This window comes from Pseudomonas sp. BE134, assembly GCF_031456105.1.
GTDB lineage: Bacteria > Pseudomonadota > Gammaproteobacteria > Pseudomonadales > Pseudomonadaceae > Aquipseudomonas.
Window position 1 is genome coordinate 81,919 of sequence record NZ_JAVDUA010000005.1, and the last position, 21,974, is coordinate 103,892.

The window sequence follows — 21,974 nt, forward strand, 5'->3', positions numbered from 1 at the left end:
ACTGCGAAGACCGGACCCGTCATGGTGAGTCGTTGGTTATAGAGTGCTGAACAGCGGAAAAATCCCCATCAGCAATGCTGCGAACAGTATGCACAAGCAGACCAGTACTGCCCACTTCAAGGTAAACCGCTGATGGTCACCGAATTCAATGCCGGCCAGCGCCACCAACAAGTAGGTCGATGGTACCAGCGGGCTCAACAAGTGGACGGGCTGACCGACGATCGAGGCACGTGCCATTTCAACTGCGGTTATACCGTAATGACTGGCGGCTTCGGCAAGAACTGGTAACACGCCGTAATAAAATGCGTCGTTCGACATGAAAAACGTGAACGGCATGCTCACCAACGCCGTGATCACAGCCAGGTACGGGCCGAGGAAATCCGGGATGACCGCCAACAGGCTTTTGGACATCGCGTCGACCATGCCGGTGCCGGTCAGGATACCGGTGAAGATACCGGCGGCAAAGATCAGGCCGACCACCGACAGAACGCTACCGGCGTGGGCTGCAACGCGATCCTTCTGCATTTGCAGGCAAGGATAGTTGACGATCATCGCGATACTGAACGCCACCATGAACAGTACCGGCAGCGGCAACAGGCCGGCGACCAGCGTGCACATCAGGGCCAGGGTCAGGAAGCCGTTGAACCAGATCAACTTCGGACGACGAGCGTCAGGGAACTGCGAAACGGTGATTTCGCTGTGGTCGATTTCATCGCCGATCAGGTGCAATTCACCCAGACGCGCACGCTCGCGCTTACCGTAGAAGTAAGCAATCGCCAGGATCGCCAGCACACCGGCCAGCATCGCTGGAATCATCGGTACGAAAATATCGGATGGGTCCACATGCAGTGCGCTGGCCGCACGAGCGGTCGGGCCACCCCATGGGGTCATGTTCATCACGCCCCCGGCGAGGATGATCAGACCGGCCATGATCCGCGGGCTCATGCCGATGCGGCTGTAGAGCGGCAGCATGGCGGCCACGCAGATCATATAAGTGGTCGCGCCGTCCCCATCAAGGGACACGACAAGCGCCAGTACGGCGGTGCCGACCGACACTTTCAACGGGTCGCCCTTGACCAGTTTGAGGATCTTGCGCACTGCCGGGTCAAACAGGCCGGAGTCGATCATCAGGGCGAAGTACAGAATGGCGAACATCAGCATCACACCGGTCGGCGCGAGCTTGGTGATGCCTTCGAGCATCATTGGGCCGATTTTCCCCGCAAAACCACCGAACAGGGCAAAGAGGATCGGGATGATGATCAAGGCGATCAGCGCGGACAGGCGCTTGGTCATGATCAGGAACATGAACGTGATGACCATGGCAAAGCCAAGGAAAGTCAGCATGGGAATACTCCAGGCGTAGCGCGGCTAGGGGAAATGGGCGAACCGGATGGGGTCAGCGCAGAACGGGAGGCACGAGACGTACGGTCGGAGTAACAGCAAAGCGGCGGGTAGCAGAGGACATCAGAATCACCATTGTTGTTGTTTAATGGGCTGTGCGAGCGATAAAACGCTGGCACTGGCCAACCGGTCTGTTGCCGGCAGTGGGGGCGATCCTAATCGGGGAAGCTTTCAGCAAGCTTTCGCTGGTGAAAGCTCTGACAAGAGGCATGATCAGTTTCAGGCAAAAAGAAAGAAGTTGAACACGGAGAGTCGTAAGACTCTTCCGTCATTTCTGAAAGGCCTTGCTTCTGGCTGTATGGACGGGAGTCGCAATGCTAGGCTTGCGCCCCACTGCACAGTTTGAGAGGAGCCCCAACCAATGCTCAACAGCGTTGAATTAGACAATTTCGGTCCTTTACGAAGAATCCGCTGGAGCAAGCTCTCAAACTTGAATCTGATCATTGGAGCAAACAGCAGCGGCAAGACATTTTTGCTCAAGGCGTTGTATTGCACGATGCGCACGCTTGAGGAGTACCAGCGCGGAAATGAACAGCGTTCCGCCGCAGAAATTCTGACAGATAAGCTCTACTGGACGTTTCAGGCAGACAAGATAGGCGACCTGGTAACAAAAAGTGCAGATGGTCCTTTGGGCTGCAAAGTCAAAGTCGACTCACGCGAATTTCGTTACGGGTTCGGCAAAGATACGACCAAGAACATTGCGTCTCTGGAAAATCACGTCCCACCAAGAGGCAGCAACTCTATATTTCTTCCTCCTAAGGAAGTGCTTTCGCTTCAGCACATCATTTTGAAAAGCCGTGATGTGGATAAAGACTTTGGTTTCGACGATACCTACTACGACTTGGCTAAAGCCCTGCGGCTTTTACCGACAAAAGGAAAGAACCACGCTCATTTCGCAAAGGCCCGGGAGAGCCTGGAAGACATGTTCGGTGGAAAAGTAGAGTTCGATAGCAGCGCCAATCGCTGGCAGTTCAAAAAGGGCAATCAGAAATTTCAGATCGGTTCGACGGCTGAAGGGATCAAGAAAATTGCAATCCTCGACACTTTGCTGGGTAATCGATATCTGACCAAAGACTCGATAGTGTTCATCGATGAGCCAGAATCTGCTCTGCACCCGGTCGCGATAACCAAACTGATCGACATCATTGTGTCTCTTGCTGATAGCGGTATTCAGTTCTTCATCGCAAGCCATTCATATTTTGTAGTCAAAGCTCTCTACCTGGCTGCACGCCGACAACAAGTATCCATCCCCGTGCTTTCCTCAATAGAAGACCAATGGATAACCAACGACCTTCGGGCCGGAATGCCTGAAAACCCGATAATCGATGAGTCCATTAGGCTGTATGAACAGGAAGTGGAGTTAGCGCTGGGATGAGTATCGAATTTATAGAGTCTGAAATGCGGTTTGGCCCCTTCCAGCAAGAAAATTGCTTTCGAATTGAGCAGAGTGACTTGTATAGAAGAATCCAGGACGGGTTGAAAATTCCTGAGTTTGTTCTTCTGCGCTCGCAACCTGGGGATATAGCCAGCGTATGGATTGTGGAGGCTAAAACTAGCGTACCCAGGGAAGGAGAACGCTTGAATCAATACATGGGAGAAATCCGGGAAAAGCTGACTAACGCGATCCAGATCATTTTCGCGGGACGCCTTCTACGCCACCCCGAAGCGATACACGAGTTTCCAAGAGCTCTTCAAGAGTTCGACTTGCAAGCTGCTGGTTTCAAATGCGTGCTCGTGATCAATGGGGCACCCAAACAATACATGGCGCCTTTGCAAAGCGCCCTGGCTAAAGAAATGGGCACTATCGTGAAAACACTAGGGTTGGATCCAGATTCAGTTGCTGTAATCAATGATGAGCAGGCGCGAAACTACCGATTGATCGTGTGATAACTGTTCCTGACTCAAAGGAGCGTTGTTATGTTGGGTATTCACACCGGCGGCTGCCACTGCGGCCATCTGCGCTATCAATTCAGCGGACCGTTGCACGACATCGCCCACTGTCATTGTTCGATCTGCCGACGGGTCAGCGGCGCAATCGTCACCACCTGGATCACCGTGCCGGCGTCAGCCTTTCAATGGCTGAAAGGCACACCTGCGCAGTACAACTCTTCTTCAACCTGTGTGCGTTATTTCTGCCCGAACTGTGGCGCCCAGCTGGCGCTGCTGACCCGTCTGAGCCCCGAGAGCATCGACGTGACCATCGCTACCCTCGACCACCCGGAACTGGCGCCAGCCGAGCGGCATATCTGGACCGACAGTCGTTTGCCCTGGCTGCACCTGGACGAGCATTTACCCGGTGAAGCGCAAGAAACCATCTGATCAGAAAACAGACAGATCCAGCGGTCGGATCGCGCCCATCCAGATCGCGTGCTCGGTGTGATCGAGCAAGTCGTCGCCCGTGTCGGGGTGCAGGAACACCACCAACCCCTTGCGGTTGAGCGCCAGCCACGGCAGCACTTCACCAATAAGTTCGGGGGTGAACGCCAGCTGGCAGCTCCAGTCCGGGTGCGGGCCGACCGGGCGTTCGTGTACGCGACCCATTTTTAGCGGGAACAACTGCGCCGCCTGCTCGCACAACGCCCGCGCCTGATCGATTGTTCTGGCATCGAAATACACATGGGCGTGATAACCCTTGATCTGCTGCATCTGAATCCCTCTAAAACCCGGTCGAACCCTCACCGTTTCCCACAGGTCACACGCTATATACGTAGGAAACAAGGAACTTCAGCCATGAAAAACGCCGAAACCCCCGTGGTAAAAGTGGTGCTTTATGGTGCCATGAGTAGCCTCGGCAGTGCGCTGATGGCTGAAATGCTGCGGCGCCAACATGAAGTAATCGCCATTCTCGATGACCTGACGGCGCTTGCGCCGCGGCCGGGCCTGCGAACAAAAACCGGCGACCTGTTCGAAGCGCAGCGCGTTAAACAAAGTGTGGCGGGTTGCTCGGCTGTCATCTGCCTGCTGGACGCACCCGGGTTGCCGTTCAACAGCGAACATGTGGAAAAAACCATTGTGCCCGGCCGCGTCGAGCAAGTGCTGGCCGTGGATGCGCTGATCGAGGGCATGCAGGCGGCAGGCATTACGCGGCTGTTTCTGGTGGGTGATTTCGAATTGCTGGACGATCCGGATATTGAAGATCAATTGCAACGCCACGCCGACGAAGAAATCCGCGAAGCTCTGCAAAACAGTACCTTGCACTGGACGTTGGTCAACGCACCTCGCGGCGTTTCCGGCCTGACGATTGAGCACTTCATTCATGTCAGCAGTAGCCTTGAACCCGGTTTGGCCGAACCGCTTCAACGCTTGAACCGCGTGGCCGTCGGAATTGCCGATGAACTAAAGCTGAATTTGCACGTTGGCGAACACGTTAACTTCATCGCCGCTGCCCCCTAAATAGCGATAGAGGGCAGCGCCAGGCCATTGAGCGACTGTGCACTGCTGGCTTGCTCGGCCATCAACCAGTCCACAAACTGTTGAATCAACACCCCACGGCGTTTTCGCTGGGGCAAGACCACGTAATAGCCCAGCCTGGATATTGCGGACTCCGCGATGGGTCGACATAACAAACCCTGCGCCAGCAAGTTATCCACAAGGTGCCGCCAGCCAATCGCCACACCTTGGCCGCCAATTGCCGCTTGAATCAGCAACGTGTAATTGTCAAAGCGCAGTTGCCCCGGTGCCGGGGCCGACGTTATCCCCAACTCGCGAAACACGCCGCTCCAGTCAAACCAGTTGCTACTGTGTTCGCCCCTTAAATGAAGCAACGGAAACTCCAACAGTGACTGAGCCGGCAGGGGAAGGGGTCGATCCTTGAGTAGTAGCGGACTGCAGACCGGAAACACTTCTTCGCTAAACAGCCAATGGCTTTCACCCTGTTTGAAACGTCCGTCACCGAACAACACCGCCACATCGATATCGGTGCGCAACATGTTGTGATTGCGTTCACTGGTGACCAGGCTGACATCGACTTGCGGATTGGCTTGGTGAAAGCGGTGCAAACGGGGCATCAGCCAGTACGCAGCGAAGGCAAAGTCGGTGGCCACCTGCAACACTTCATGTTGCTGCTGCGCGCTGATTGCGCTCAATCCCGCGTCGATATTCTGCAAACCGAGCTGAACCTGCTCGAAAAGAATAGTCCCGGCTTCTGTCAATTCGATGCCCCGGTAGATGCGATCAAACAGCCTAGTCCCGAGTTGCTCCTCCAACCGTTTGATCTGCTGACTAACCGCCGGCTGCGTGGTGCCAAGCTCCACAGCCGCAGCGGTGAAGCTGCGATGACGGGCTGCCGCTTCAAAGACACGCAGCAGGTCGAGAGAAAGATCACCAAGGGCGTCATACATAAGCTGGGCTAATCCTAGTCATTGCGTGGCATGGGCTTTACCGCAAACGGGCTGGGTAACATGCTCGATCGCAGCACTCTCGCATAAATATTCACTATGGAATGCCGCGATCACATGAAGCGCAAGAACATCCTCTTCATCATGGCCGATCAAATGGCCGCGCCAATGTTGCCGTTCTACGGTCCTTCGCCGATCAAACTCCCTAATCTCAGCCGCCTCGCCGCCCAAGGCGTGGTGTTCGATGCCGCGTATTGCAACAGCCCCTTGTGCGCGCCGTCGCGTTTCACCCTGGTCAGCGGACAGTTGCCGAGCAAGATCGGCGCCTACGACAACGCGGCTGATTTCCCCGCCGACGTGCCGACTTATGCCCACTACCTGCGTCGCCTCGGCTACCGCACCGCGCTGTCGGGCAAGATGCACTTTTGCGGCCCGGACCAACTCCATGGCTACGAAGAACGCCTGACCAGCGACATTTACCCCGCCGATTACGGTTGGGCGGTGAATTGGGACGAGCCGGATGTGCGCCCGTCCTGGTATCACAACATGTCATCGGTGCTGCAAGCCGGGCCCTGCGTTCGCACCAACCAGCTGGATTTCGACGAAGAGGTGGTGTTCAAGGCCCAGCAATATTTGTTTGATCACATCCGCGAGGACGGCGACCAGCCGTTTTGCCTGACAGTTTCGATGACCCACCCACACGATCCGTACACAATCCCCAAGGCTTTCTGGGACATGTACGACGATGCCGACATCCCGTTACCCGAAACCCAGGCACAAACGGAACTCGACCCTCACTCCCAGCGTTTGCTCAAGGTTTACGACCTGTGGGACAAGCCGCTGCCTGTGGATAAGATTCGTGACGCGCGCCGCGCCTATTTCGGTGCGTGCAGCTATATAGACAGTAACGTCGGCAAACTTCTGCAAACGCTCGAAGAAACCGGGCTGATCGACGACACCATCATTGTGTTCTCCGCCGACCATGGCGACATGCTCGGCGAGCGTGGGCTCTGGTACAAAATGCACTGGTACGAAATGGCCGCCCGCGTGCCCCTGTTGATCAGTGCGCCGGGGCAGTTCGGAGCAGGGCGCGTCAGTGCCGCGGTTTCCACCGCCGACCTGCTGCCCACCTTTGTGGAACTGGCCGGCGGCGCGCTGGAGCCAGGCTTGCCGCTGGACGGTCGCTCATTGGTTTCGCACCTGCAAGGGCAGGGCGGTCACGACGAAGTGTTCGGCGAATACATGGCCGAAGGCACTATCAGCCCATTGATGATGATCCGTCGCGGCGCTTACAAATTCATCTACAGCGAAGACGACCCGTGCCTGCTCTTCGACGTACACAACGATCCGCGCGAACTGGAAGAACTCAGCCAATCGCCGCAACATTGCGCGCTTTTCGCAGAGTTTTTGAGCGAAGCTCGCGCCAAATGGAACATCCCGGCAATTCACCAACAAGTGCTCGCCAGCCAGCGGCGCCGGCGTTTCGTTGCCGATGCGTTGACCCTCGGCAAGCTGAAGAGCTGGGATCACCAGCCGCTGGTGGACGCCAGTCAGCAGTACATGCGCAACCACATCGACCTTGATGATCTGGAGCGCAAAGCACGTTATCCACAACCCTGCCAAAACCAATAATGCTAAGGGGAAGTCCATGCAAAGGTTATCCACAGTACTGACGGTCGGGCTTCTGGCTCTGGGCAGCGCGTCGGCCTATGCCGATCAAAGCTGCGAGACGGTGAAAATGGCCGACCCTGGCTGGAGCGACATCGCCGCGACTAACGCCATCACCGGGTTTCTGCTGGATGGCATGGGCTACAAGGCCAAAGTCGACACCCTCGCGGTGCCGATCACCTTTGGCGGGTTGAAGGATGGGCAGGTCGATGTGTTCCTGGGTAACTGGATGCCGGCGCAGCAGGGCTTCTACGACAAGTTCGTGGCCACGGGTGATGTCACGCAGTTAGCCAAGAACCTCGACGGCACCGAGTTCACGCTAGCGGTTCCGGACTACGTCTGGGACGCGGGGGTGCAAGACTTTGCCGACCTGAACAAATTCGCCGACAAGTTCGACAAGAAAATCTACGGCATTGGCTCCGGCGCGCCAGCGAACATTTCGTTGCAGGAGATCATCAAGAAGAATGATTTCGACATGGGCCAGTGGAAACTGGTTGAATCCAGCGAGCAGGCAATGCTGGCCGAAGTGTCTCGCGCGGTGAAAAAACAGAAATTCGTCACCTTCCTCGGCTGGACCCCGCACCCGATGAACGTGCAGCTGAAAATGCATTACCTGAAGGGCGGCGAGAAATATTTCGGTGACACCGGCAGTGTTCATACCTTGACCCGCAAGGGATACGCCGAAGCCTGTCCGAACGTTGGCAAGCTATTGACCAACCTGAGTTTCACCCAGGACATGGAGAACAGCATCATGTCTGAAGTGGTGAACAAGAAAATCAGCAATGCGCAGGCGGCCAAGGCGTGGATCAAGGCCAACCCGGCGGTGCTGGATAAATGGCTGGATGGCGTGAAGACCGCAGATGGCAAAGACGCATTGCCAGCCGTCAAAGCCAAGCTCTGATCTCTGTGGGAGCAAGCCTGCTCGCGATAGCGGTGTGTCATTCAACATTAACGTGTCTGACAGGACCTCATCGCGAGCAGGCTCGCTCCCACACTGGGAACAATCGGCGTTTGTCCTGATACTCTTGCGCCAAAACCCCACCCGAGAAGACCCATGGCCTTCCCCAGCCGCCATTCTCTCTTCCCCTTCCTCAGTTGGTTGCCCCGGCAAACCCGCGCCAGCGTCGGGCGTGACCTTATCGTCGGCCTCAGCGGGGCCATTCTTGCGTTGCCGCAATCCATTGCCTATGCACTGATCGCAGGTCTTCCACCGGAGTATGGCTTGTACGCCGCGATCATCCCGGTGTTGATTGCTTGTCTCTGGGGTTCGTCGTGGCATTTGATCTGCGGTCCTACAGCGGCGATTTCTATCGTCTTGTACGCCAGCGTCAGTCCTCTGGCCGTTCCCGCGTCAGAGGACTACGTCACCCTGATCCTGCTTCTGACGTTGCTCGCCGGCATTTTCCAGTGGTTGCTCGGTTTGCTGCGCTTCGGCGCCCTGGTGAATTTCATCTCTCACTCGGTGGTGCTGGGTTTCACCTTTGGTGCAGCGGTGGTGATCGTCATCGGGCAACTACCGAACCTGCTGGGGCTGGACTTGCCCGGCCAGGCCACGGCGCTGGACAGTTTTTTGATGCTGTTCAAGCATCTCGGCGCCTTGGATAAACCCTCGTTGGCGCTGGGCCTGGCGACGGTCGTTGCCGGCGCGGTCCTGAAGTTGTTGCTGCCTCGCTGGCCGACTTTGCTGATTACGCTAATTCTGGGCGGATTGCTGGTGTGGTGCTGGCCAGCGATGTTCGGCCATGTGAAGTTGGTCAGCGCGTTTGTCGGGCGCTTGCCACCCTTCAGCCCGTTGCCGCTGGACCTGGACCTGATCCTGCGTTTGCTGCCCAGCGCAGTGGCGGTGGGAATGTTGGGGCTGGTGACCAGTCTGTCGATTGCGCGCTCCCTGTCAGCGCGCTCGCAGCAGTTGATCGACGCCAACCAGGAAGTCAGAGCCCAGGGCCTATCGAACATGGTCGGGGCGTTTTTTTCCGGCTCGCTGTCCGCCGGTTCCTTTACTCGCTCGGGCCTGAGCTACGACGCGGGGGCCTGTTCACCGATGGCTGGCGTATTTTCAGCCCTGTGGGTGGCGCTGTTCGCGATCTTCGGTGCAGAGCTGATCGCCCACATCCCGATCCCGGCCATGGCTGGCAGCATTCTGTTAATCGCGTGGGGACTGGTGGACCATCGCGGTATTCGCGCCTTGTGGCGGGTCAGCCACGCCGAGTTCCTGGTCATGGCGCTAACCTGTGTCGCCACGTTGCTGCTGGAGTTGCAGACGGCCATCTACGCCGGGGTGCTGGCGTCCTTGTTCTTCTACCTCAAACGCACCTCGCAACCGCGCGTCCAGCATTCTCGCGAGGGTGATGAAGACATTTTGCGGGTAGGTGGGTCGATCTTTTTCGGCGCCAGCCATTACCTGCAAGTGCGCTTGCAACGCCTGCACGGCGCGCGGGTGGTGATCGAGGCGCAGCAGATCAACTTCATCGACTATTCAGGGGTGGAAATGCTGCATCAGGAAGCGCGTCGGCTGCTCAAGCAGGATCGCAGCCTGACGTTGCGGCGGGCAAGGCCGCAGGTAGTGGAGGAATTGAGGAAGCTTGAAGGGGCGGAGAAATGCCCGATCCGGTTTGAAGACTGATCCGACTTGCCCGCGATTGCTTTTAAAGGGCGAGTTGGCGGCGCAGTTCAGCCAGTACCGGCGCTGTGTCCGGGCGCACGCCGCGCCACAGGAAGAAGGCTTCCGCCGCTTGTTCCGCGAGCATACCCAAGCCATCCATCGCGACGGCCGCGCCATTTTCCGTGGCCCAACGGCAGAACGAAGTCGGCTCCTTGCCATACATCATGTCGTAGCAGACGGTTTTACCCGGCTCGATCAAGCTGCCGGCAATGGGCGGTACATCGCCCGACAGGCTCGCCGATGTCGCATTGATGATCAGGTCCACCGACTCCTCCAACCAATCGAAACCACTGGCCGACACCGGTCCCAGATCCGCGAACAATTCCGCCAGCAACTCGGCTTTCTCAACCGTGCGGTTGGCGATGACCACTGAGGCCGGTTGCTGGGCCAGCAGCGGCTCCAGCGCACCACGCACCGCGCCGCCGGCGCCCAGCAGCAGGATGCGTTTGCCCTTGAGGCTGAAACCGGCGTTGACCGTCAGATCCCGCACCAGCCCGGCACCGTCAGTGTTGTCGCCCAGCAATGTGCCATCGGCGAGTTTGCTCAAGGTGTTTACCGCACCGGCCCGCTGCGCACGTTCCGTCAGGCTGTCGGCCAGGCGGAAGGCGTCTTCCTTGAACGGCACCGTCACATTCGCCCCGCGACCTTCACGGAAAAACGCCCGGGCAAAGTCGGAAAAATCGTCGAGCGGCGCCAGCGAGGTGCTGTAGTCCAATTGCTGAGCGGTTTGCTCGGCAAACAAACGGTGGATCAGCGGCGACTTGCTGTGGCCAATCGGGTTACCGAATACGACGTAACGGTCCATCAGAACTCCTCGTTCAGGCCTCGGCCAACCAATTACGGTCTTGCAGGAAGTACTCGGTCAGGCGGGCTTCTTCGCTGCCCGGTTCGGCTTTCCAGTCATAGCCCCAGCGCACTTGCGGTGGCAACGACATCAGAATCGACTCGGTACGCCCACCCGATTGCAGGCCAAACAGCGTGCCACGGTCGTAGACCAGGTTGAACTCCACGTAGCGGCCGCGACGGAATTCCTGGAACTCACGCTGCTTCGCGGTGAACGCATCATTTTTGCGGCGTTGCACAATCGGCAGGTACGCATCGATGTAGGCATCGCCGATGGCGCGCAAGAACGCGAAGCTGGTGTCGAAGTCCCACTCGTTCAAGTCATCGAAGAACAGACCGCCGATACCGCGTGGCTCGTGGCGATGCTTGATGTGGAAATAGCTGTCGCACCAGGCTTTGTAGCGCGAATAGACGTCCGGACCGAACGGCGCACAGGCCCGCTCGGCGACGCGGTGCCAGTGCACGCAGTCTTCTTCATTGCCGTAGTAAGGCGTCAGATCGAAGCCGCCGCCGAACCACCAGACCGGTTCCTCACCCTCTTTTTCAGCAATGAAAAAGCGCACGTTGGCGTGGGAAGTCGGCACATGAGGATTATGCGGGTGAATGACCAACGACACGCCCAAGGCTTCGAAGCCGCGGCCGGCCAATTCCGGGCGATGAGCGCTGGCGGACGGTGGCAGACCGCTGCCAAAGACGTGGGAAAAGTTGACGCCGCCCTTTTCGATCACTGAGCCGTTTTCGATCACACGGGTGCGACCGCCACCGCCGGCAGCCCGGGTCCAAGCGTCTTCGACGAAGTGCGTGCCGCCGTCTTCGGCTTCCAGCGCAGCACAAATACGGTCTTGCAGGTCAAGCAGATAGGCTTTTACGGCCTCGGTGCGGGTCGTCATGTCATCACCTTGATCGGGCAAAGCTACGCGGCGCTCCATCGGAGCGGGGGTCCGGCGCAAATGGGCGCGTAGCATAACATCGCCGAAGGGCCTGCCGCAGTTGACGAAGATCAAGCTTGGGAGTTCGATAGGGGGCTTCGTGCTACACCTCCCGTAGCCAAGACCCAAGGAGTAGGCAGATGGCTAAGCGTATCCAGTTCCGCGCCCATGGCGGTCCCGAAGTACTCGAATATGTCGATTACCAACCCGCCGAGCCCGGTCCACAGCAGGTTCGCGTCACCAACAAGGCCATCGGCCTGAATTTTATCGACACCTATTACCGCAGCGGTCTGTATGCACCACCCGCCTTGCCATCGGGCGTGGGTTCGGAAGGCGCGGGCGTGGTCGAAGCGGTAGGCAGCGAGGTCACGCGCTTCAAGGTCGGTGATCGCGTGGCGTACGGCAGCGGACCGTTGGGCGCCTACAGCGACGTTCACGTATTACCCGAGGCCAATCTGGTGCTGCTGCCGGATGCGATCAGCTTCGAAACGGCCGCCGGGGTCATGCTCAAGGGGCTGACCGTGCAGTACCTGCTGCGTCAGACTTATGAACTCAAGGGTGGCGAAACTATCCTGTTCCACGCCGCTGCCGGCGGTGTCGGCTCGCTGGCCTGCCAATGGGCCAAGGCCTTGGGTGTGAAATTGATCGGTACGGTCAGCTCCCCCGAGAAAGCCGCACTGGCCCAGGCCAACGGCGCCTGGGCAACCATCGACTACAGCCACGAAAACGTCGCTCAACGTGTGCTGGAATTGACCGACGGGAAGAAAGTGCCGGTGGTGTATGACGGCGTCGGTAAAGACACCTGGCTGACGTCGCTGGATAGCGTATCCCAGCGCGGGCTGGTGGTGAGCTTTGGCAACGCGTCAGGTGCGGTGGACGGGGTCAATCTGGGGATCCTGGCGGCGAAGGGCTCGCTGTACGTGACCCGGCCAACGCTGGCGACTTACGCCAACAACGCCGAGAACCTGCAACGGATGGCGGATGAATTGTTCGAAATGATCAGCAGCGGGAAGTTGAACGTGGATATCAGCCACACCTACTCGTTGGCTGACGCGGCGAAGGCGCAAACCGAGTTGTCGGCGCGGCGCACGACTGGCTCGACTGTTTTGTTGCCTTGAGGGCCTCTTCGCGAGCAAGCCCGCTCCCACATTCGATCATTGTTGAACGCAAATTTTGTGTTCACTGAAGATCCAGTGTGGGAGCGGGCTTGCTCGCGAAGTACAATAACGCGGTGTCAGTCGGGGCGCACAACGTGGCCAGTCGCCAGATCCCGGATAACGCTCGGATTCTTGCGCCCCCCCAGGTTCCCGCCCAACACAAAATCCACCTGCCCACGGAAATACTGGTCCACGCGAATCCGCGTGCGCGCCGCCGGGCGTCCCTGTGGGTTGGCCGAGGTTGAGACCAGTGGCCCGACCGCTGCGCACAAATCCCGCACCAGCGGATGATCGCTGACCCGCAGGGCTACCGTTTCATGCACCCCGGTGATCCATTGCGGCAACAGATTCTGATGCGGCACCAGCCAGGTGTTCGGCCCCGGCCAGGTACTGGCCATGCGGTCCATCCAGAGTTCAGGGAAGTCTTCGAAGAGAAAATCGAATTGGCGGATGTTATCGGCCACCAGAATCAGGCCCTTCTCCACTGACCGCCCCTTGATTGCCAGCAGACGATAGACCGCCGCTTCATCCCACGGGTCGCAACCCAACCCCCAGACCGCTTCGGTTGGATAGGCAATCACCGCCCCTGCACGAACGGCTTGCGCGGCTTGTTGCACTCGCCAACTGTTGACCATGAAAAACTCTCCGGAATAAGGCTCTGCGCAGTTTACCGATCTTCCTTATAAAACCTAGCTCACCCGCGCAAACCAGCGCCCGCTTTCGCAGACGGCGCGACCGTCCATTTCCAGCTCCGTCAATGCGGCCAGCACTTTGGGCAAGGCCCAGCCACTGGTGATAGCTAAAGCTTCACTGGTGTGCGGAGCCGCATGCAGCAACATGAGCAGCGGATGGGTCACCGAAGGTGCCTCGGTGGACAACGGCATCTGTTGCCAGCCGCGCAAGGCTTCGAGGATATGTTCGATAGTTTCCACCAGCATCGCGCCGTCACGGATCAGTTGATGGCAGCCCTTGGCGCCGGGATGATGAATCGACCCGGGAATCGCGTACACCTCGCGACCTTGCTCCGCTGCCAGCCTCGCGGTGATCAACGAACCACTCGCCACACTGGCCTCGACCACCAGCACGCCGAGGGACAAACCGCTGATGATCCGGTTACGCCGGGGGAAGTTGCTGGCGCTAGGGCCGGCGTCCAGCGGGAACTCCGAAAGCACCGCACTGCCCGACGCGATCATGGCATCGGCGAGTCGTCGATTGCGTTGTGGATAAAACTTTTCAAGTCCCGTGCCAAGTACACCCACCGTTCGCCCGCCGACGTCCAAAGCGGCTTGATGCGCGGCAGCATCAATGCCCAGCGCCAGACCACTGGTGATGACGAAACCGGCGCCGGCCAGGCTGCGGGAAAACGCGGCGGCCGTGTCCATGCCCGGACGTGAGGCGCGTCGGCTACCGACCATCGCCAGCTGCGGTTTTTCCAGAATGCCCGGGGCGCCCGCGACGAATAACAAGGGCGGTGCGTCGCTGATTTCCGCGAGCAGCGCCGGGTACTCAGGCTGGTCCCACATCAGTAAATGCTGGCCCGGACGCTCTAGCCAGGCCAATGCGTGGCTGGCTCCATCGCGTACTTCATTGGTGCGTCGAGCCTCGGCGCACGCCAATGGCAAGCCCAGTGAACGCCAGGCGCTGGCCGGCGCGCTGATGGCTTTGGACGCCGAGCCGAAGGCCTCAAGCAGTTTCTTGAACCGCGCCGGGCCGAGTTCCGGTAAACGGTGCAAACGTAAACGAGCTTCCAGTTCAGCAGGGGAAACCGGTGTAACGGCAGGCAGTGACATTGGATCATCCTTGATCGTTATGAGCCCCGTCGAAACGGGAATAAGCTGTGGATAACTCTGTTGGTAACTTGTGGAGCCGACTTATGGATTTCGCACTTTGTCCATGATGGCCAGAGAGCGCGAAGCATTGAGGACCAGCCCGTAGCTGAGTTTGTCGTAGGTGCGGAAAACCATGAGCAATCCGGCCCGCTCATCGGGGATTTTCAGTGGCTCGCCAGTAATCCGGTCGCGCACGGTTTCACCGGTTTTCATCACCACCAGTACATTGCCTTCGGCCAAGCCATCGCGCTGCCCCTTGTTCAGCGTGACCACATCCAGCGCACCGATCTGTGTCACACCACGCGGAACATCGATGATCAACCCGTCAACCGCGGTTTTCGGCGCACTGGGCATGAAGGTCGAGTTGATCGACCGTTCCTCACCGCTGAACAAACGGTCGCCGAGACGCACTTCCTGGGTCGTGCGCTGCAAGGCGAGGGTCGCGACATCGCCTTCGGTGGCGACAATTTCGCCACCACCGATGTCATCGGCGTTGATCCCCAAGAACTCCTGGGTCTCGGGGTCGGTGTAGACCTTGCCCTGGCGGAAGATGCCATAAGCCGGCTGATCTGGATTGAAATGGCCGCGGGCGAAGATGCGATCTCCGGTGCCGCTGAGCACACGTTCGGCATCGCCGGCCACGACATAGGGCGCCTTGTCGAACTCCTCGACCTTGTCGACGATCCGGTTGCTCAGTAAAAAGCTGTTGATTGATCGTAGCGGAATGCTCGGGATGGCATCGGCCACCGGCGAGGTGCGCACCTGTGGCGAGAGCTTGAGGGTGCCGCGCGAGGCGCCGCGATTGAGGGTCAGGTGCGGCTGGCCGTTGACGTATACCACCGACAGCGAGTCGCCGGGATAGATGAGATCAGGGTTTTCGATATGCGAATTGGCCTGCCACAGTTCAGGCCATTGCCACGGCTGGCGCAGGTATTTAGCGGAAATGTCCCAGAGTGTGTCCCCCGCAACCACGGTGTATTGCTGTGGAAAACCTTCCTTGAGTTGCACTTGCCCGTGCGCCAGACCGGCCGAAGCCAGAAGGAGCAAGGCGAGTAGTGATTTCCTCATGCGGTGAATCCCTTTATTATGTGCATTCGCGTGAAACGCTTTAGCCCTCAGTGGCTCGCTCCCGGCTTGCTTATGAAGAGAAGGGAGCTACGTTTTACAACGGTAGCCTGCCTCTTCGGACTCACCAGGCGACCGACCCGACCTTACTTCACACGTGCAGTCATCAAGCTTATGGCCATTTTAAACATCCTCGAATTCCCCGACTCGCGTCTGCGCACTATCGCCAAACCTGTGGCCGTAGTGGACGACGAAGTGCGTCAGTTGGTCGATGACATGTTTGAAACAATGTATGAAGCGCCAGGCATCGGCCTCGCCGCGACCCAAGTCAACGTACACAAACGTATCGTGGTGATGGACCTCTCCGAAGACCGCTCCGAACCACGGGTGTTCATCAACCCCGAGTTCGAAACCCTGACCGACGAGATGGAGCAGTATCAGGAAGGCTGTCTCTCGGTACCGGGCTTCTACGAAAACGTCGATCGCCCGCAGAAGGTCAAGGTCAAGGCCCTGGACCGCGACGGCCAGCCTTACGAACTGATCGCCGAAGGCCTGCTTGCCGTGTGCATCCAGCATGAATGCGACCACCTGAACGGCAAATTGTTCGTCGATTACCTGTCCAGCCTCAAACGCGACCGAATCAAGAAGAAACTGGAAAAGCTCCATCGCCAGAACGCTTGATGCCCTTCTTTCAAAGGCTTGCTGCGGCAAGCCTTTTTCTTTTGCGACTGCTTTGTAAATGAGAGTTTTTACATGACTGAGCCACTGCGCATCGTCTTTGCCGGCACCCCGGAATTCGCCGCCGAACACCTCAAGGCCCTGCTCGATAGCCCATACGAGATCGTCGCGGTTTACACCCAGCCGGACCGTCCGGCGGGCCGTGGGCAAAAGCTGATGCCGAGCCCGGTCAAGCAACTCGCACTGGAAAACAACATCCCGGTGTTGCAGCCGCCAACCCTGCGCAACGAAGACGCTCAGGCTGAACTGGAAGCGCTTAAGCCGGACTTGCTGGTGGTGGTCGCCTACGGCCTGATCCTGCCGCAAGCGGTACTGGATATTCCGCGCCTGGGCTGCATTAACAGCCACGCGTCCCTGCTGCCGCGCTGGCGTGGGGCCGCGCCGATCCAGCGCGCCGTCGAAGCGGGCGACAGTGAAAGCGGCGTGACCGTGATGCGCATGGAGCTGGGCCTGGACACCGGGCCGATGCTGCTCAAAGTCATAACGCCGATCACGGGTGACGACACTGGCGGCAGTCTCCACGATCGTCTGGCCGAACTGGGTCCATCGGCGGTGATTCAAGCGATTGCCGGCCTCGCCGCCGGTACGCTGGAAGGTGAAGTGCAGGACGACAGCCTCGCCACTTATGCTCATAAATTGAACAAGGACGAAGCGCGCATAGACTGGACTCGGCCGGCCATCGAGCTTGAACGCCTGGTCCGCGCCTTCAACCCATGGCCGGTTACCCACAGCACGTTGAACGGCGAAGCGCTGAAAGTGCTGGCCGCGAGTTTCGCTGAAGGGAATGGCGCACCGGGGGAAATCCTCAGCGCCAGCAAGGACGGTTTGATCGTCGCTTGCGGTGAGCAGGCGTTGTGTCTGACCCGTCTGCAATTGCCCGGCGGCAAGGCGCTGAACTTCAGCGACCTGTTCAATAGCCGTCGAGAGAAATTCGCCGTCGGCACCGTGCTCGGTCAAGCGGTGGACGCTCAATGAACCCGCGTCTGGCCGCCGCCAAGGCACTCGCCGCTGTTCTTAACGGAAAAGCCTCGCTCAACAGTTCCCTGCCGACCCAAATGGACAGGGTTGAAGACCGCGATCGCGGCTTCACTCAGGACTTGGCGTTCGGCACCGCGCGCTGGCAGCCACGGCTGTCGGCGTTGGCGGCCAAATTGCTGCAAAAGCCCTTCAAAGCGGCGGATGCCGATGTCGAAGCGCTGTTGCTGGTCGGTCTCTATCAGTTGCTCTACACCCGAGTCCCGGCCCACGCCGCCATCGGTGAAACGGTCGGTTGCGCCGACAAGCTGAAAAAACCATGGGCCAAAGCCTTGCTCAACGCCGTGTTGCGCCGCGCCCAGCGTGAAAGCGAAGCATTGCTGGCCGAGCTTGAACACGACCCGGTGGTGCGCACGGCGCATCCGCGCTGGCTGCAAAAATCCCTGAAAGCGTTCTGGCCCGAGCAATGGGAAGCCATTTGCGCGGCGAACAACGCGCATCCACCGATGATTCTGCGGGTTAACCGTCGTCATCACGCTCGCGACGCCTACCTTGGGCTGTTGACCGAAGCGGGGATCGCTGCGACGCCGTGTGTCTACAGTCAGGATGGCCTCATCCTGGAAGCCGCCGCCGACGTACGCAGCCTGCCGGGCTTCGCCGAAGGCTGGATCAGCGTGCAGGATGAAGCCGCGCAACTGGCTGCCGACCTGCTCGACTTGGCGCCGGGCCAACGAGTGCTTGATGCCTGTTGCGCACCGGGCGGCAAAACCTGCCACATCCTTGAAGCCGAGCCACAACTGGCCGGTGTCGTGGCGGTGGACCTCGAAGCCAAGCGTCTGGTGCGGGTGCGAGAAAACCTCGCACGTCTGGGCCTGAGCGCCGAACTCATTGCCGCCGACGGGCGCGACACCGCCACCTGGTGGGACGGCAAACCGTTCCAGCGCATCTTGCTGGATGCGCCGTGCTCGGCCACCGGCGTCATCCGTCGTCACCCGGACATCAAACTGACGCGCCAGCCCGACGACATCGCCGCGCTTGCAGTGCTTCAGGGCGAATTGCTCGATGCTATGTGGATAACTTTGGACGTTGGCGGCATCCTGCTTTATGCCACTTGTTCCACGCTGCCGACCGAAAACACCGAAGTCATCGAAGCGTTCCTCGCCCGTACGCCAGGCGCTCGTGAGCTTGACCTCGCCACGGCGGCCGGCATCAAGCAACCTCACGGTCGCCAGTTACTGGCCCAGGAAGGCGGGCACGACGGGTTTTACTACGCCAAGCTGATCAAGATTGCCGCCGCGCGCGGTTAACGGATTGAATGGAGTGACTGGATGAAAATCATCATCCTCGGTGCGGGGCAGGTCGGCGGTTCGCTGGCAGAACATTTGGCCAGTGAAGCCAATGACATCACGGTGGTCGACACCGACGGCGAACGCCTGCGCGACCTCGGCGATCGGCTGGACATCCGCACCGTTCAGGGCCGTGGCTCACTGCCGACAGTGCTGCGCCAGGCCGGTGCGGACGATGCCGACATGCTGGTGGCCGTGACCAATAGCGACGAAACCAACATGGTAGCCTGTCAGGTCGCCCACACGCTGTTCCATACGCCGACCAAAATCGCACGCGTGCGCGAAGCCTCCTACCTCACGCGCTCCGAATTGTTCGATAACGACGCGATCCCGGTCGATGTGCTGATCAGCCCTGAACAAGTGGTGACCAACTACATCAAGCGCCTGATCGAGCATCCGGGCGCCTTGCAGGTGATCGACTTCGCCGAAGGCAAAGCGCAGTTGGTCGCGGTTAAGGCGTACTACGGCGGGCCGCTGGTGGGTCAGCAACTGCGGCAATTGCGCGAACACATGCCGAATGTCGAAACCCGCGTCGCCGCGATTTTCCGTCGCGACCGGCCGATTCTGCCGCAGGGTGACACGGTCATCGAGGCGGACGACGAGGTGTTTTTCATCGCCGCCAAGGCCAACATTCGCGCAGTAATGAGCGAAATGCGCCGGCTGGATGAAACCTACAAACGCATCGTCATTGCCGGGGGCGGGCAAATCGGTGAGCGTCTGGCCGAGGCCATCGAAAGCCGCTACCAGGTGAAGATCATCGAGATGAGCCCGGCTCGCTGCCGCCATCTCTCGGACACCCTCGACAGCACCGTGGTGTTGCAAGGCAGTGCCTCCGACCGAGATTTGCTGATGGAAGAGAACATCGCCGACGCTGATATCTTCCTGGCCCTGACCAACGATGACGAAGCCAACATCATGTCTTCGCTGCTGGCCAAGCGCCTGGGCGCGAAGAAGGTGATGACGATCATCAACAACCCGGCGTACGTTGATTTGATTCAGGGCGGCGACATCGACATCGCCATCAGCCCGCAACTGGCAACCATCGGCACCTTGCTGGCCCACGTGCGCCGTGGCGATATTGTCAGCGTGCACTCATTACGTCGGGGCGCGGCGGAAGCCATCGAGGCGATTGCCCATGGTGATGCGAAGTCGAGCAAGGTGATTGGCAAGGCCATCCAGAACATCGGCTTACCGCCGGGTACAACAATTGGTGCGATCATTCGTGATGAGGAAGTGATCATTGCCCATGACAAGACGGTGATCGAATCCGGCGACCATGTGATTTTGTTCCTTGTGGATAAAAAGCACATTCGGGATGTGGAGAAGCTGTTTCATGTGGGGTTGAGCTTCTTCTGACTGATCGTTCCCACGCTCTGCGTGGGAATGCAGCCCAGACGCTCCGCGTCCTTACCGAAGCGGACGCGGAGCGTCCATTGAGGTATTCCCACGCAGAGCGTGGGAACGATCACTGAACCCATCACTCACAGGAAGCACTGATGCTCGAATCCCTGGAAAAAATGCTCGCCAAGGGTGTGGATAACTCGCTGCTACGTTTTGGCTTGGGCAAGGGTTATCTGGATCTTGGGGAAAACGCCAAGGCTGCCGCACATTTCCAGCGTTGCGTCGAATTCGATCCGAAGTATTCAGCGGCCTGGAAACTGTTAGGCAAGGCCTACCTGGCGCAAGAGGAGTTCGCGGCGGCTCGCAAAGCGTGGGAACAAGGCCTGGAAGCCGCCCGCGCACACGGCGACAAGCAGGCGGAGAAGGAGATGACGGTGTTTCTGAAGAAACTTGAGCGAAACGCGCACTGATCAGAGATAACGCAGGCCTATCCCTTCACCATCCACCTGAATCACTTCCATGCGCACACGCGGCGCACCTGTGGGTAAGTCCTGCACCTGCCCGTAAACCACCGCGCCTTTTGGCAACGAAGACAGGCCCGGATGCTTGACGTAGACGCCCGTAGTCGAAAGATTGCGTGTCTGGCCCAGGCATTCGCCGAAGCTTTCATGACTGATTTTGATGCGAAACGATTTGCGGTGTTCGGACATCTGCTGCGCCCTTAAATGAACAGTTGTGGATAACCCTGGCCCGAGGATTATCCACAGATCATGCCAGTTGACTCAATACCAGCGTTCTTCACCCGGTGGCCGCTTCTTGAAGCGCTTCATGCTCCACATGTACTGGCTTGGATAAGCCCGCACATAACGCTCGACCACTTGGCTCATGGCCGCGCAGGAGGTCTCGGTATCGGTGCTGTACATGGCCTCTGGCGCCGCTTCCAGGATCACTTTGTAACCCGAACCGTCCGGCAAACGCAGCGCATGCAGGAACACGCCGACCGCTTTGCCGCCCGCGAGCATGTTCGGCACGAACTTGCTGGTCAGCGCCTGGGTGGCAAAGAAGGGCACGAAGATCCCGGCGGATTCGGCCGGTTCCGGGTCAGCCGGAATGCCCACTGCACCACCTTTGCGCACTTCCTTGATCACGCTGAGGATGCCTTCCTTGGTGGAAGCCGCCACTCGGTTGCCCAATTGCACCCGCTGTTTGCGCAGCAATTCATCCACAGCCTTCAACTTCGGTGGCCGATAGAAAATGATCGGTTTGCACTGGTTGCAATAGAAGTGGTTCAACACTTCCCAGTTACCCAAATGGCTGGTGATGCCCACGACACCTTTGCCGGAGGCGAGGGCGTCCTTCAACACGTCGAGGCCTTCGACTTCGCGCACCAGGTCGATGGACCGCTGCGCCGGCCAGATCCAGGCGCAGGCGCTTTCGGTCAGGGACTTGCCGATGTCTTTCAGACTCTGGCCGACCAGGCGTTCGCGTTCGGCGGGGTCCATGTCCGGAAAACACTTGGCCAGATTGATCCGCACCACGTCGCGGGAACGGTTGGGGGTTTTCCACATGGCCCAGCCAATCGCCGAGCCAACGGCCTGAACGGCCCGCCACGGGAGCAGGGCAAACAGCCGCAGAGCGCCTACCAGCAAGGCGCCTTTAAACTTATCCACAGGTCACTCCTGA

General features: G+C 58.9%; 23 protein-coding genes. 13 read left to right on the forward strand and 10 right to left on the reverse strand.

Annotated elements, in window-relative coordinates; genetic code table 11:
* Nucleotides 1–36: 36 nt before the first annotated feature.
* Complete coding sequence (locus J2Y56_RS06330; RefSeq protein ID WP_007948144.1) at nt 37–1,344, reverse strand: CitMHS family transporter; 1,308 nt, start codon at nt 1,342–1,344, stop codon at nt 37–39.
* A 418-nt stretch (nt 1,345–1,762) separates the two neighbouring features.
* Here J2Y56_RS06330 and J2Y56_RS06335 point away from each other — a divergent pair, with 418 nt between their 5' ends.
* The 3 genes from J2Y56_RS06335 to J2Y56_RS06345 are packed head-to-tail and all read left to right on the forward strand — an operon-like array spanning nt 1,763 to nt 3,720.
* On the forward strand, nt 1,763–2,776 hold the full coding sequence (locus J2Y56_RS06335) for an AAA family ATPase (RefSeq protein ID WP_007948141.1): 1,014 nt from the start codon (nt 1,763–1,765) through the stop codon (nt 2,774–2,776).
* Complete coding sequence (locus J2Y56_RS06340; protein WP_310349279.1) at nt 2,773–3,288, forward strand: hypothetical protein; 516 nt, start codon at nt 2,773–2,775, stop codon at nt 3,286–3,288. The genes J2Y56_RS06335 and J2Y56_RS06340 overlap by 4 nt, the downstream gene beginning before the upstream one ends.
* 30 nt (nt 3,289–3,318) lie before the next feature.
* Entirely contained in the window at nt 3,319–3,720 is a 402-nt protein-coding gene (locus J2Y56_RS06345) for a GFA family protein (protein ID WP_310349280.1), read from the forward strand.
* Here J2Y56_RS06345 and J2Y56_RS06350 read toward each other — a convergent pair whose 3' ends face one another.
* On the reverse strand, nt 3,721–4,047 hold the full coding sequence (locus tag J2Y56_RS06350; RefSeq protein WP_310349282.1) for a DOPA 4,5-dioxygenase family protein: 327 nt from the start codon (nt 4,045–4,047) through the stop codon (nt 3,721–3,723).
* A gap of 84 nt (nt 4,048–4,131) precedes the next feature.
* Here J2Y56_RS06350 and J2Y56_RS06355 point away from each other — a divergent pair, with 84 nt between their 5' ends.
* A complete protein-coding gene (locus J2Y56_RS06355; RefSeq protein ID WP_310349285.1) occupies nt 4,132–4,794 on the forward strand; it encodes an NAD(P)H-binding protein in 663 nt (220 codons plus the stop codon).
* On the opposite strand, the gene J2Y56_RS06360 is transcribed toward J2Y56_RS06355, so the two are convergent.
* Nucleotides 4,791–5,741 (reverse strand): choline sulfate utilization transcriptional regulator, encoded by a 951-nt coding sequence (locus tag J2Y56_RS06360; protein ID WP_007948133.1) that lies wholly within the window; start codon nt 5,739–5,741, stop codon nt 4,791–4,793. The two genes, J2Y56_RS06355 and J2Y56_RS06360, sit on opposite strands and share 4 nt — an antisense overlap.
* Nucleotides 5,742–5,855: 114 nt before the next feature.
* On the opposite strand from J2Y56_RS06360, the gene betC reads away from it, so the two are divergent.
* The 3 genes from betC to J2Y56_RS06375 all read left to right on the forward strand — a co-directional run bounded on the left by betC (nt 5,856) and on the right by J2Y56_RS06375 (nt 10,029).
* Nucleotides 5,856–7,370 (forward strand): choline-sulfatase, encoded by a 1,515-nt coding sequence (gene betC / locus J2Y56_RS06365; protein WP_310349288.1) that lies wholly within the window; start codon nt 5,856–5,858, stop codon nt 7,368–7,370.
* Between the two features lie 16 nt (nt 7,371–7,386).
* Nucleotides 7,387–8,307 (forward strand): choline ABC transporter substrate-binding protein, encoded by a 921-nt coding sequence (gene choX, locus J2Y56_RS06370; RefSeq protein ID WP_310349292.1) that lies wholly within the window; start codon nt 7,387–7,389, stop codon nt 8,305–8,307.
* 153 nt (nt 8,308–8,460) lie between these two features.
* Nucleotides 8,461–10,029: a SulP family inorganic anion transporter gene (locus tag J2Y56_RS06375; protein WP_310349295.1), complete on the forward strand. Its 1,569-nt coding sequence runs from the start codon at nt 8,461–8,463 to the stop codon at nt 10,027–10,029.
* Nucleotides 10,030–10,051: 22 nt separating this feature from the next.
* Here the strand turns inward: J2Y56_RS06375 and aroE are convergent, their stop codons facing one another.
* Together aroE and hemF are read right to left on the reverse strand one after the other, a co-directional pair.
* Nucleotides 10,052–10,873, reverse strand: coding sequence for a shikimate dehydrogenase (gene aroE / locus J2Y56_RS06380; protein WP_007948128.1), 822 nt, complete (start codon nt 10,871–10,873; stop codon nt 10,052–10,054).
* Nucleotides 10,874–10,886: 13 nt separating this feature from the next.
* Nucleotides 10,887–11,801: an oxygen-dependent coproporphyrinogen oxidase gene (hemF, locus tag J2Y56_RS06385; RefSeq protein WP_310349300.1), complete on the reverse strand. Its 915-nt coding sequence runs from the start codon at nt 11,799–11,801 to the stop codon at nt 10,887–10,889.
* 179 nt (nt 11,802–11,980) lie between these two features.
* On the opposite strand from hemF, the gene J2Y56_RS06390 reads away from it, so the two are divergent.
* Nucleotides 11,981–12,958 carry an NADPH:quinone reductase gene (locus J2Y56_RS06390; RefSeq protein WP_007948126.1) on the forward strand — a complete coding sequence of 326 codons (978 nt, stop codon included), beginning with the start codon at nt 11,981–11,983 and terminating at the stop codon, nt 12,956–12,958.
* A 116-nt stretch (nt 12,959–13,074) separates the two neighbouring features.
* Here the strand turns inward: J2Y56_RS06390 and J2Y56_RS06395 are convergent, their stop codons facing one another.
* The 3 genes from J2Y56_RS06395 to J2Y56_RS06405 form a co-directional block, all read right to left on the reverse strand.
* Nucleotides 13,075–13,632 carry an L-threonylcarbamoyladenylate synthase gene (locus tag J2Y56_RS06395; protein ID WP_007948125.1) on the reverse strand — a complete coding sequence of 186 codons (558 nt, stop codon included), beginning with the start codon at nt 13,630–13,632 and terminating at the stop codon, nt 13,075–13,077.
* A gap of 54 nt (nt 13,633–13,686) precedes the next feature.
* Nucleotides 13,687–14,787 carry a DNA-processing protein DprA gene (gene dprA / locus J2Y56_RS06400; protein ID WP_310349304.1) on the reverse strand — a complete coding sequence of 367 codons (1,101 nt, stop codon included), beginning with the start codon at nt 14,785–14,787 and terminating at the stop codon, nt 13,687–13,689.
* An 81-nt stretch (nt 14,788–14,868) separates the two neighbouring features.
* A complete protein-coding gene (locus J2Y56_RS06405) occupies nt 14,869–15,894 on the reverse strand; it encodes a LysM peptidoglycan-binding domain-containing protein (RefSeq protein WP_007948123.1) in 1,026 nt (341 codons plus the stop codon).
* A gap of 171 nt (nt 15,895–16,065) precedes the next feature.
* Between J2Y56_RS06405 and def the strand changes: the two genes are divergently transcribed.
* The 5 genes from def (at nt 16,066) to J2Y56_RS06430 (ending at nt 20,761) form a co-directional block, all read left to right on the forward strand.
* Nucleotides 16,066–16,572: a peptide deformylase gene (def, locus tag J2Y56_RS06410; protein WP_007948122.1), complete on the forward strand. Its 507-nt coding sequence runs from the start codon at nt 16,066–16,068 to the stop codon at nt 16,570–16,572.
* Nucleotides 16,573–16,644: 72 nt separating this feature from the next.
* Nucleotides 16,645–17,604, forward strand: coding sequence for a methionyl-tRNA formyltransferase (fmt, locus tag J2Y56_RS06415; RefSeq protein ID WP_310349308.1), 960 nt, complete (start codon nt 16,645–16,647; stop codon nt 17,602–17,604).
* Entirely contained in the window at nt 17,601–18,911 is a 1,311-nt protein-coding gene (rsmB, locus tag J2Y56_RS06420; RefSeq protein ID WP_310349311.1) for a 16S rRNA (cytosine(967)-C(5))-methyltransferase RsmB, read from the forward strand. Before fmt ends, rsmB begins: the two co-directional genes overlap by 4 nt.
* A gap of 21 nt (nt 18,912–18,932) precedes the next feature.
* Nucleotides 18,933–20,306, forward strand: coding sequence for a Trk system potassium transporter TrkA (trkA, locus tag J2Y56_RS06425; RefSeq protein ID WP_007948119.1), 1,374 nt, complete (start codon nt 18,933–18,935; stop codon nt 20,304–20,306).
* 140 nt (nt 20,307–20,446) lie between these two features.
* A complete protein-coding gene (locus tag J2Y56_RS06430; protein WP_310349315.1) occupies nt 20,447–20,761 on the forward strand; it encodes a tetratricopeptide repeat protein in 315 nt (104 codons plus the stop codon).
* On the opposite strand, the gene J2Y56_RS06435 is transcribed toward J2Y56_RS06430, so the two are convergent.
* Together J2Y56_RS06435 and J2Y56_RS06440 are read right to left on the reverse strand one after the other, a co-directional pair.
* The gene (locus J2Y56_RS06435; protein ID WP_007948117.1) at nt 20,762–21,001 is read right to left on the reverse strand and encodes a PilZ domain-containing protein; all 240 of its coding nucleotides are present in this window, start codon (nt 20,999–21,001) and stop codon (nt 20,762–20,764) included.
* Nucleotides 21,002–21,073: 72 nt separating this feature from the next.
* On the reverse strand, nt 21,074–21,961 hold the full coding sequence (locus J2Y56_RS06440) for a lysophospholipid acyltransferase (protein ID WP_150779558.1): 888 nt from the start codon (nt 21,959–21,961) through the stop codon (nt 21,074–21,076).
* Nucleotides 21,962–21,974 lie beyond the last annotated feature (13 nt).

What these genes read in the sequence shown, in the direction of transcription:
- rsmB (WP_310349311.1), top strand. Translation starts at nt 17,601, where the DNA reads ATGAACCCGCGTCTGGCCGCCGCCAAGGCACTCGCCGCTGTTCTTAAC.
- J2Y56_RS06395 (WP_007948125.1), bottom strand. Translation starts at nt 13,632, where the DNA reads ATGGTCAACAGTTGGCGAGTGCAACAAGCCGCGCAAGCCGTTCGTGCA.
- J2Y56_RS06430 (WP_310349315.1), top strand. Translation starts at nt 20,447, where the DNA reads ATGCTCGAATCCCTGGAAAAAATGCTCGCCAAGGGTGTGGATAACTCG.
- betC (WP_310349288.1), top strand. Translation starts at nt 5,856, where the DNA reads ATGAAGCGCAAGAACATCCTCTTCATCATGGCCGATCAAATGGCCGCG.
- trkA (WP_007948119.1), top strand. Translation starts at nt 18,933, where the DNA reads ATGAAAATCATCATCCTCGGTGCGGGGCAGGTCGGCGGTTCGCTGGCA.
- J2Y56_RS06335 (WP_007948141.1), top strand. Translation starts at nt 1,763, where the DNA reads ATGCTCAACAGCGTTGAATTAGACAATTTCGGTCCTTTACGAAGAATC.
- J2Y56_RS06360 (WP_007948133.1), bottom strand. Translation starts at nt 5,741, where the DNA reads ATGTATGACGCCCTTGGTGATCTTTCTCTCGACCTGCTGCGTGTCTTT.
- J2Y56_RS06345 (WP_310349280.1), top strand. Translation starts at nt 3,319, where the DNA reads ATGTTGGGTATTCACACCGGCGGCTGCCACTGCGGCCATCTGCGCTAT.
- choX (WP_310349292.1), top strand. Translation starts at nt 7,387, where the DNA reads ATGCAAAGGTTATCCACAGTACTGACGGTCGGGCTTCTGGCTCTGGGC.
- dprA (WP_310349304.1), bottom strand. Translation starts at nt 14,787, where the DNA reads ATGTCACTGCCTGCCGTTACACCGGTTTCCCCTGCTGAACTGGAAGCT.
- J2Y56_RS06355 (WP_310349285.1), top strand. Translation starts at nt 4,132, where the DNA reads ATGAAAAACGCCGAAACCCCCGTGGTAAAAGTGGTGCTTTATGGTGCC.
- J2Y56_RS06330 (WP_007948144.1), bottom strand. Translation starts at nt 1,344, where the DNA reads ATGCTGACTTTCCTTGGCTTTGCCATGGTCATCACGTTCATGTTCCTG.
- hemF (WP_310349300.1), bottom strand. Translation starts at nt 11,801, where the DNA reads ATGACGACCCGCACCGAGGCCGTAAAAGCCTATCTGCTTGACCTGCAA.
- J2Y56_RS06340 (WP_310349279.1), top strand. Translation starts at nt 2,773, where the DNA reads ATGAGTATCGAATTTATAGAGTCTGAAATGCGGTTTGGCCCCTTCCAG.
- J2Y56_RS06435 (WP_007948117.1), bottom strand. Translation starts at nt 21,001, where the DNA reads ATGTCCGAACACCGCAAATCGTTTCGCATCAAAATCAGTCATGAAAGC.
- def (WP_007948122.1), top strand. Translation starts at nt 16,066, where the DNA reads ATGGCCATTTTAAACATCCTCGAATTCCCCGACTCGCGTCTGCGCACT.
- J2Y56_RS06390 (WP_007948126.1), top strand. Translation starts at nt 11,981, where the DNA reads ATGGCTAAGCGTATCCAGTTCCGCGCCCATGGCGGTCCCGAAGTACTC.
- fmt (WP_310349308.1), top strand. Translation starts at nt 16,645, where the DNA reads ATGACTGAGCCACTGCGCATCGTCTTTGCCGGCACCCCGGAATTCGCC.
- aroE (WP_007948128.1), bottom strand. Translation starts at nt 10,873, where the DNA reads ATGGACCGTTACGTCGTATTCGGTAACCCGATTGGCCACAGCAAGTCG.
- J2Y56_RS06405 (WP_007948123.1), bottom strand. Translation starts at nt 15,894, where the DNA reads ATGAGGAAATCACTACTCGCCTTGCTCCTTCTGGCTTCGGCCGGTCTG.
- J2Y56_RS06350 (WP_310349282.1), bottom strand. Translation starts at nt 4,047, where the DNA reads ATGCAGCAGATCAAGGGTTATCACGCCCATGTGTATTTCGATGCCAGA.
- J2Y56_RS06375 (WP_310349295.1), top strand. Translation starts at nt 8,461, where the DNA reads ATGGCCTTCCCCAGCCGCCATTCTCTCTTCCCCTTCCTCAGTTGGTTG.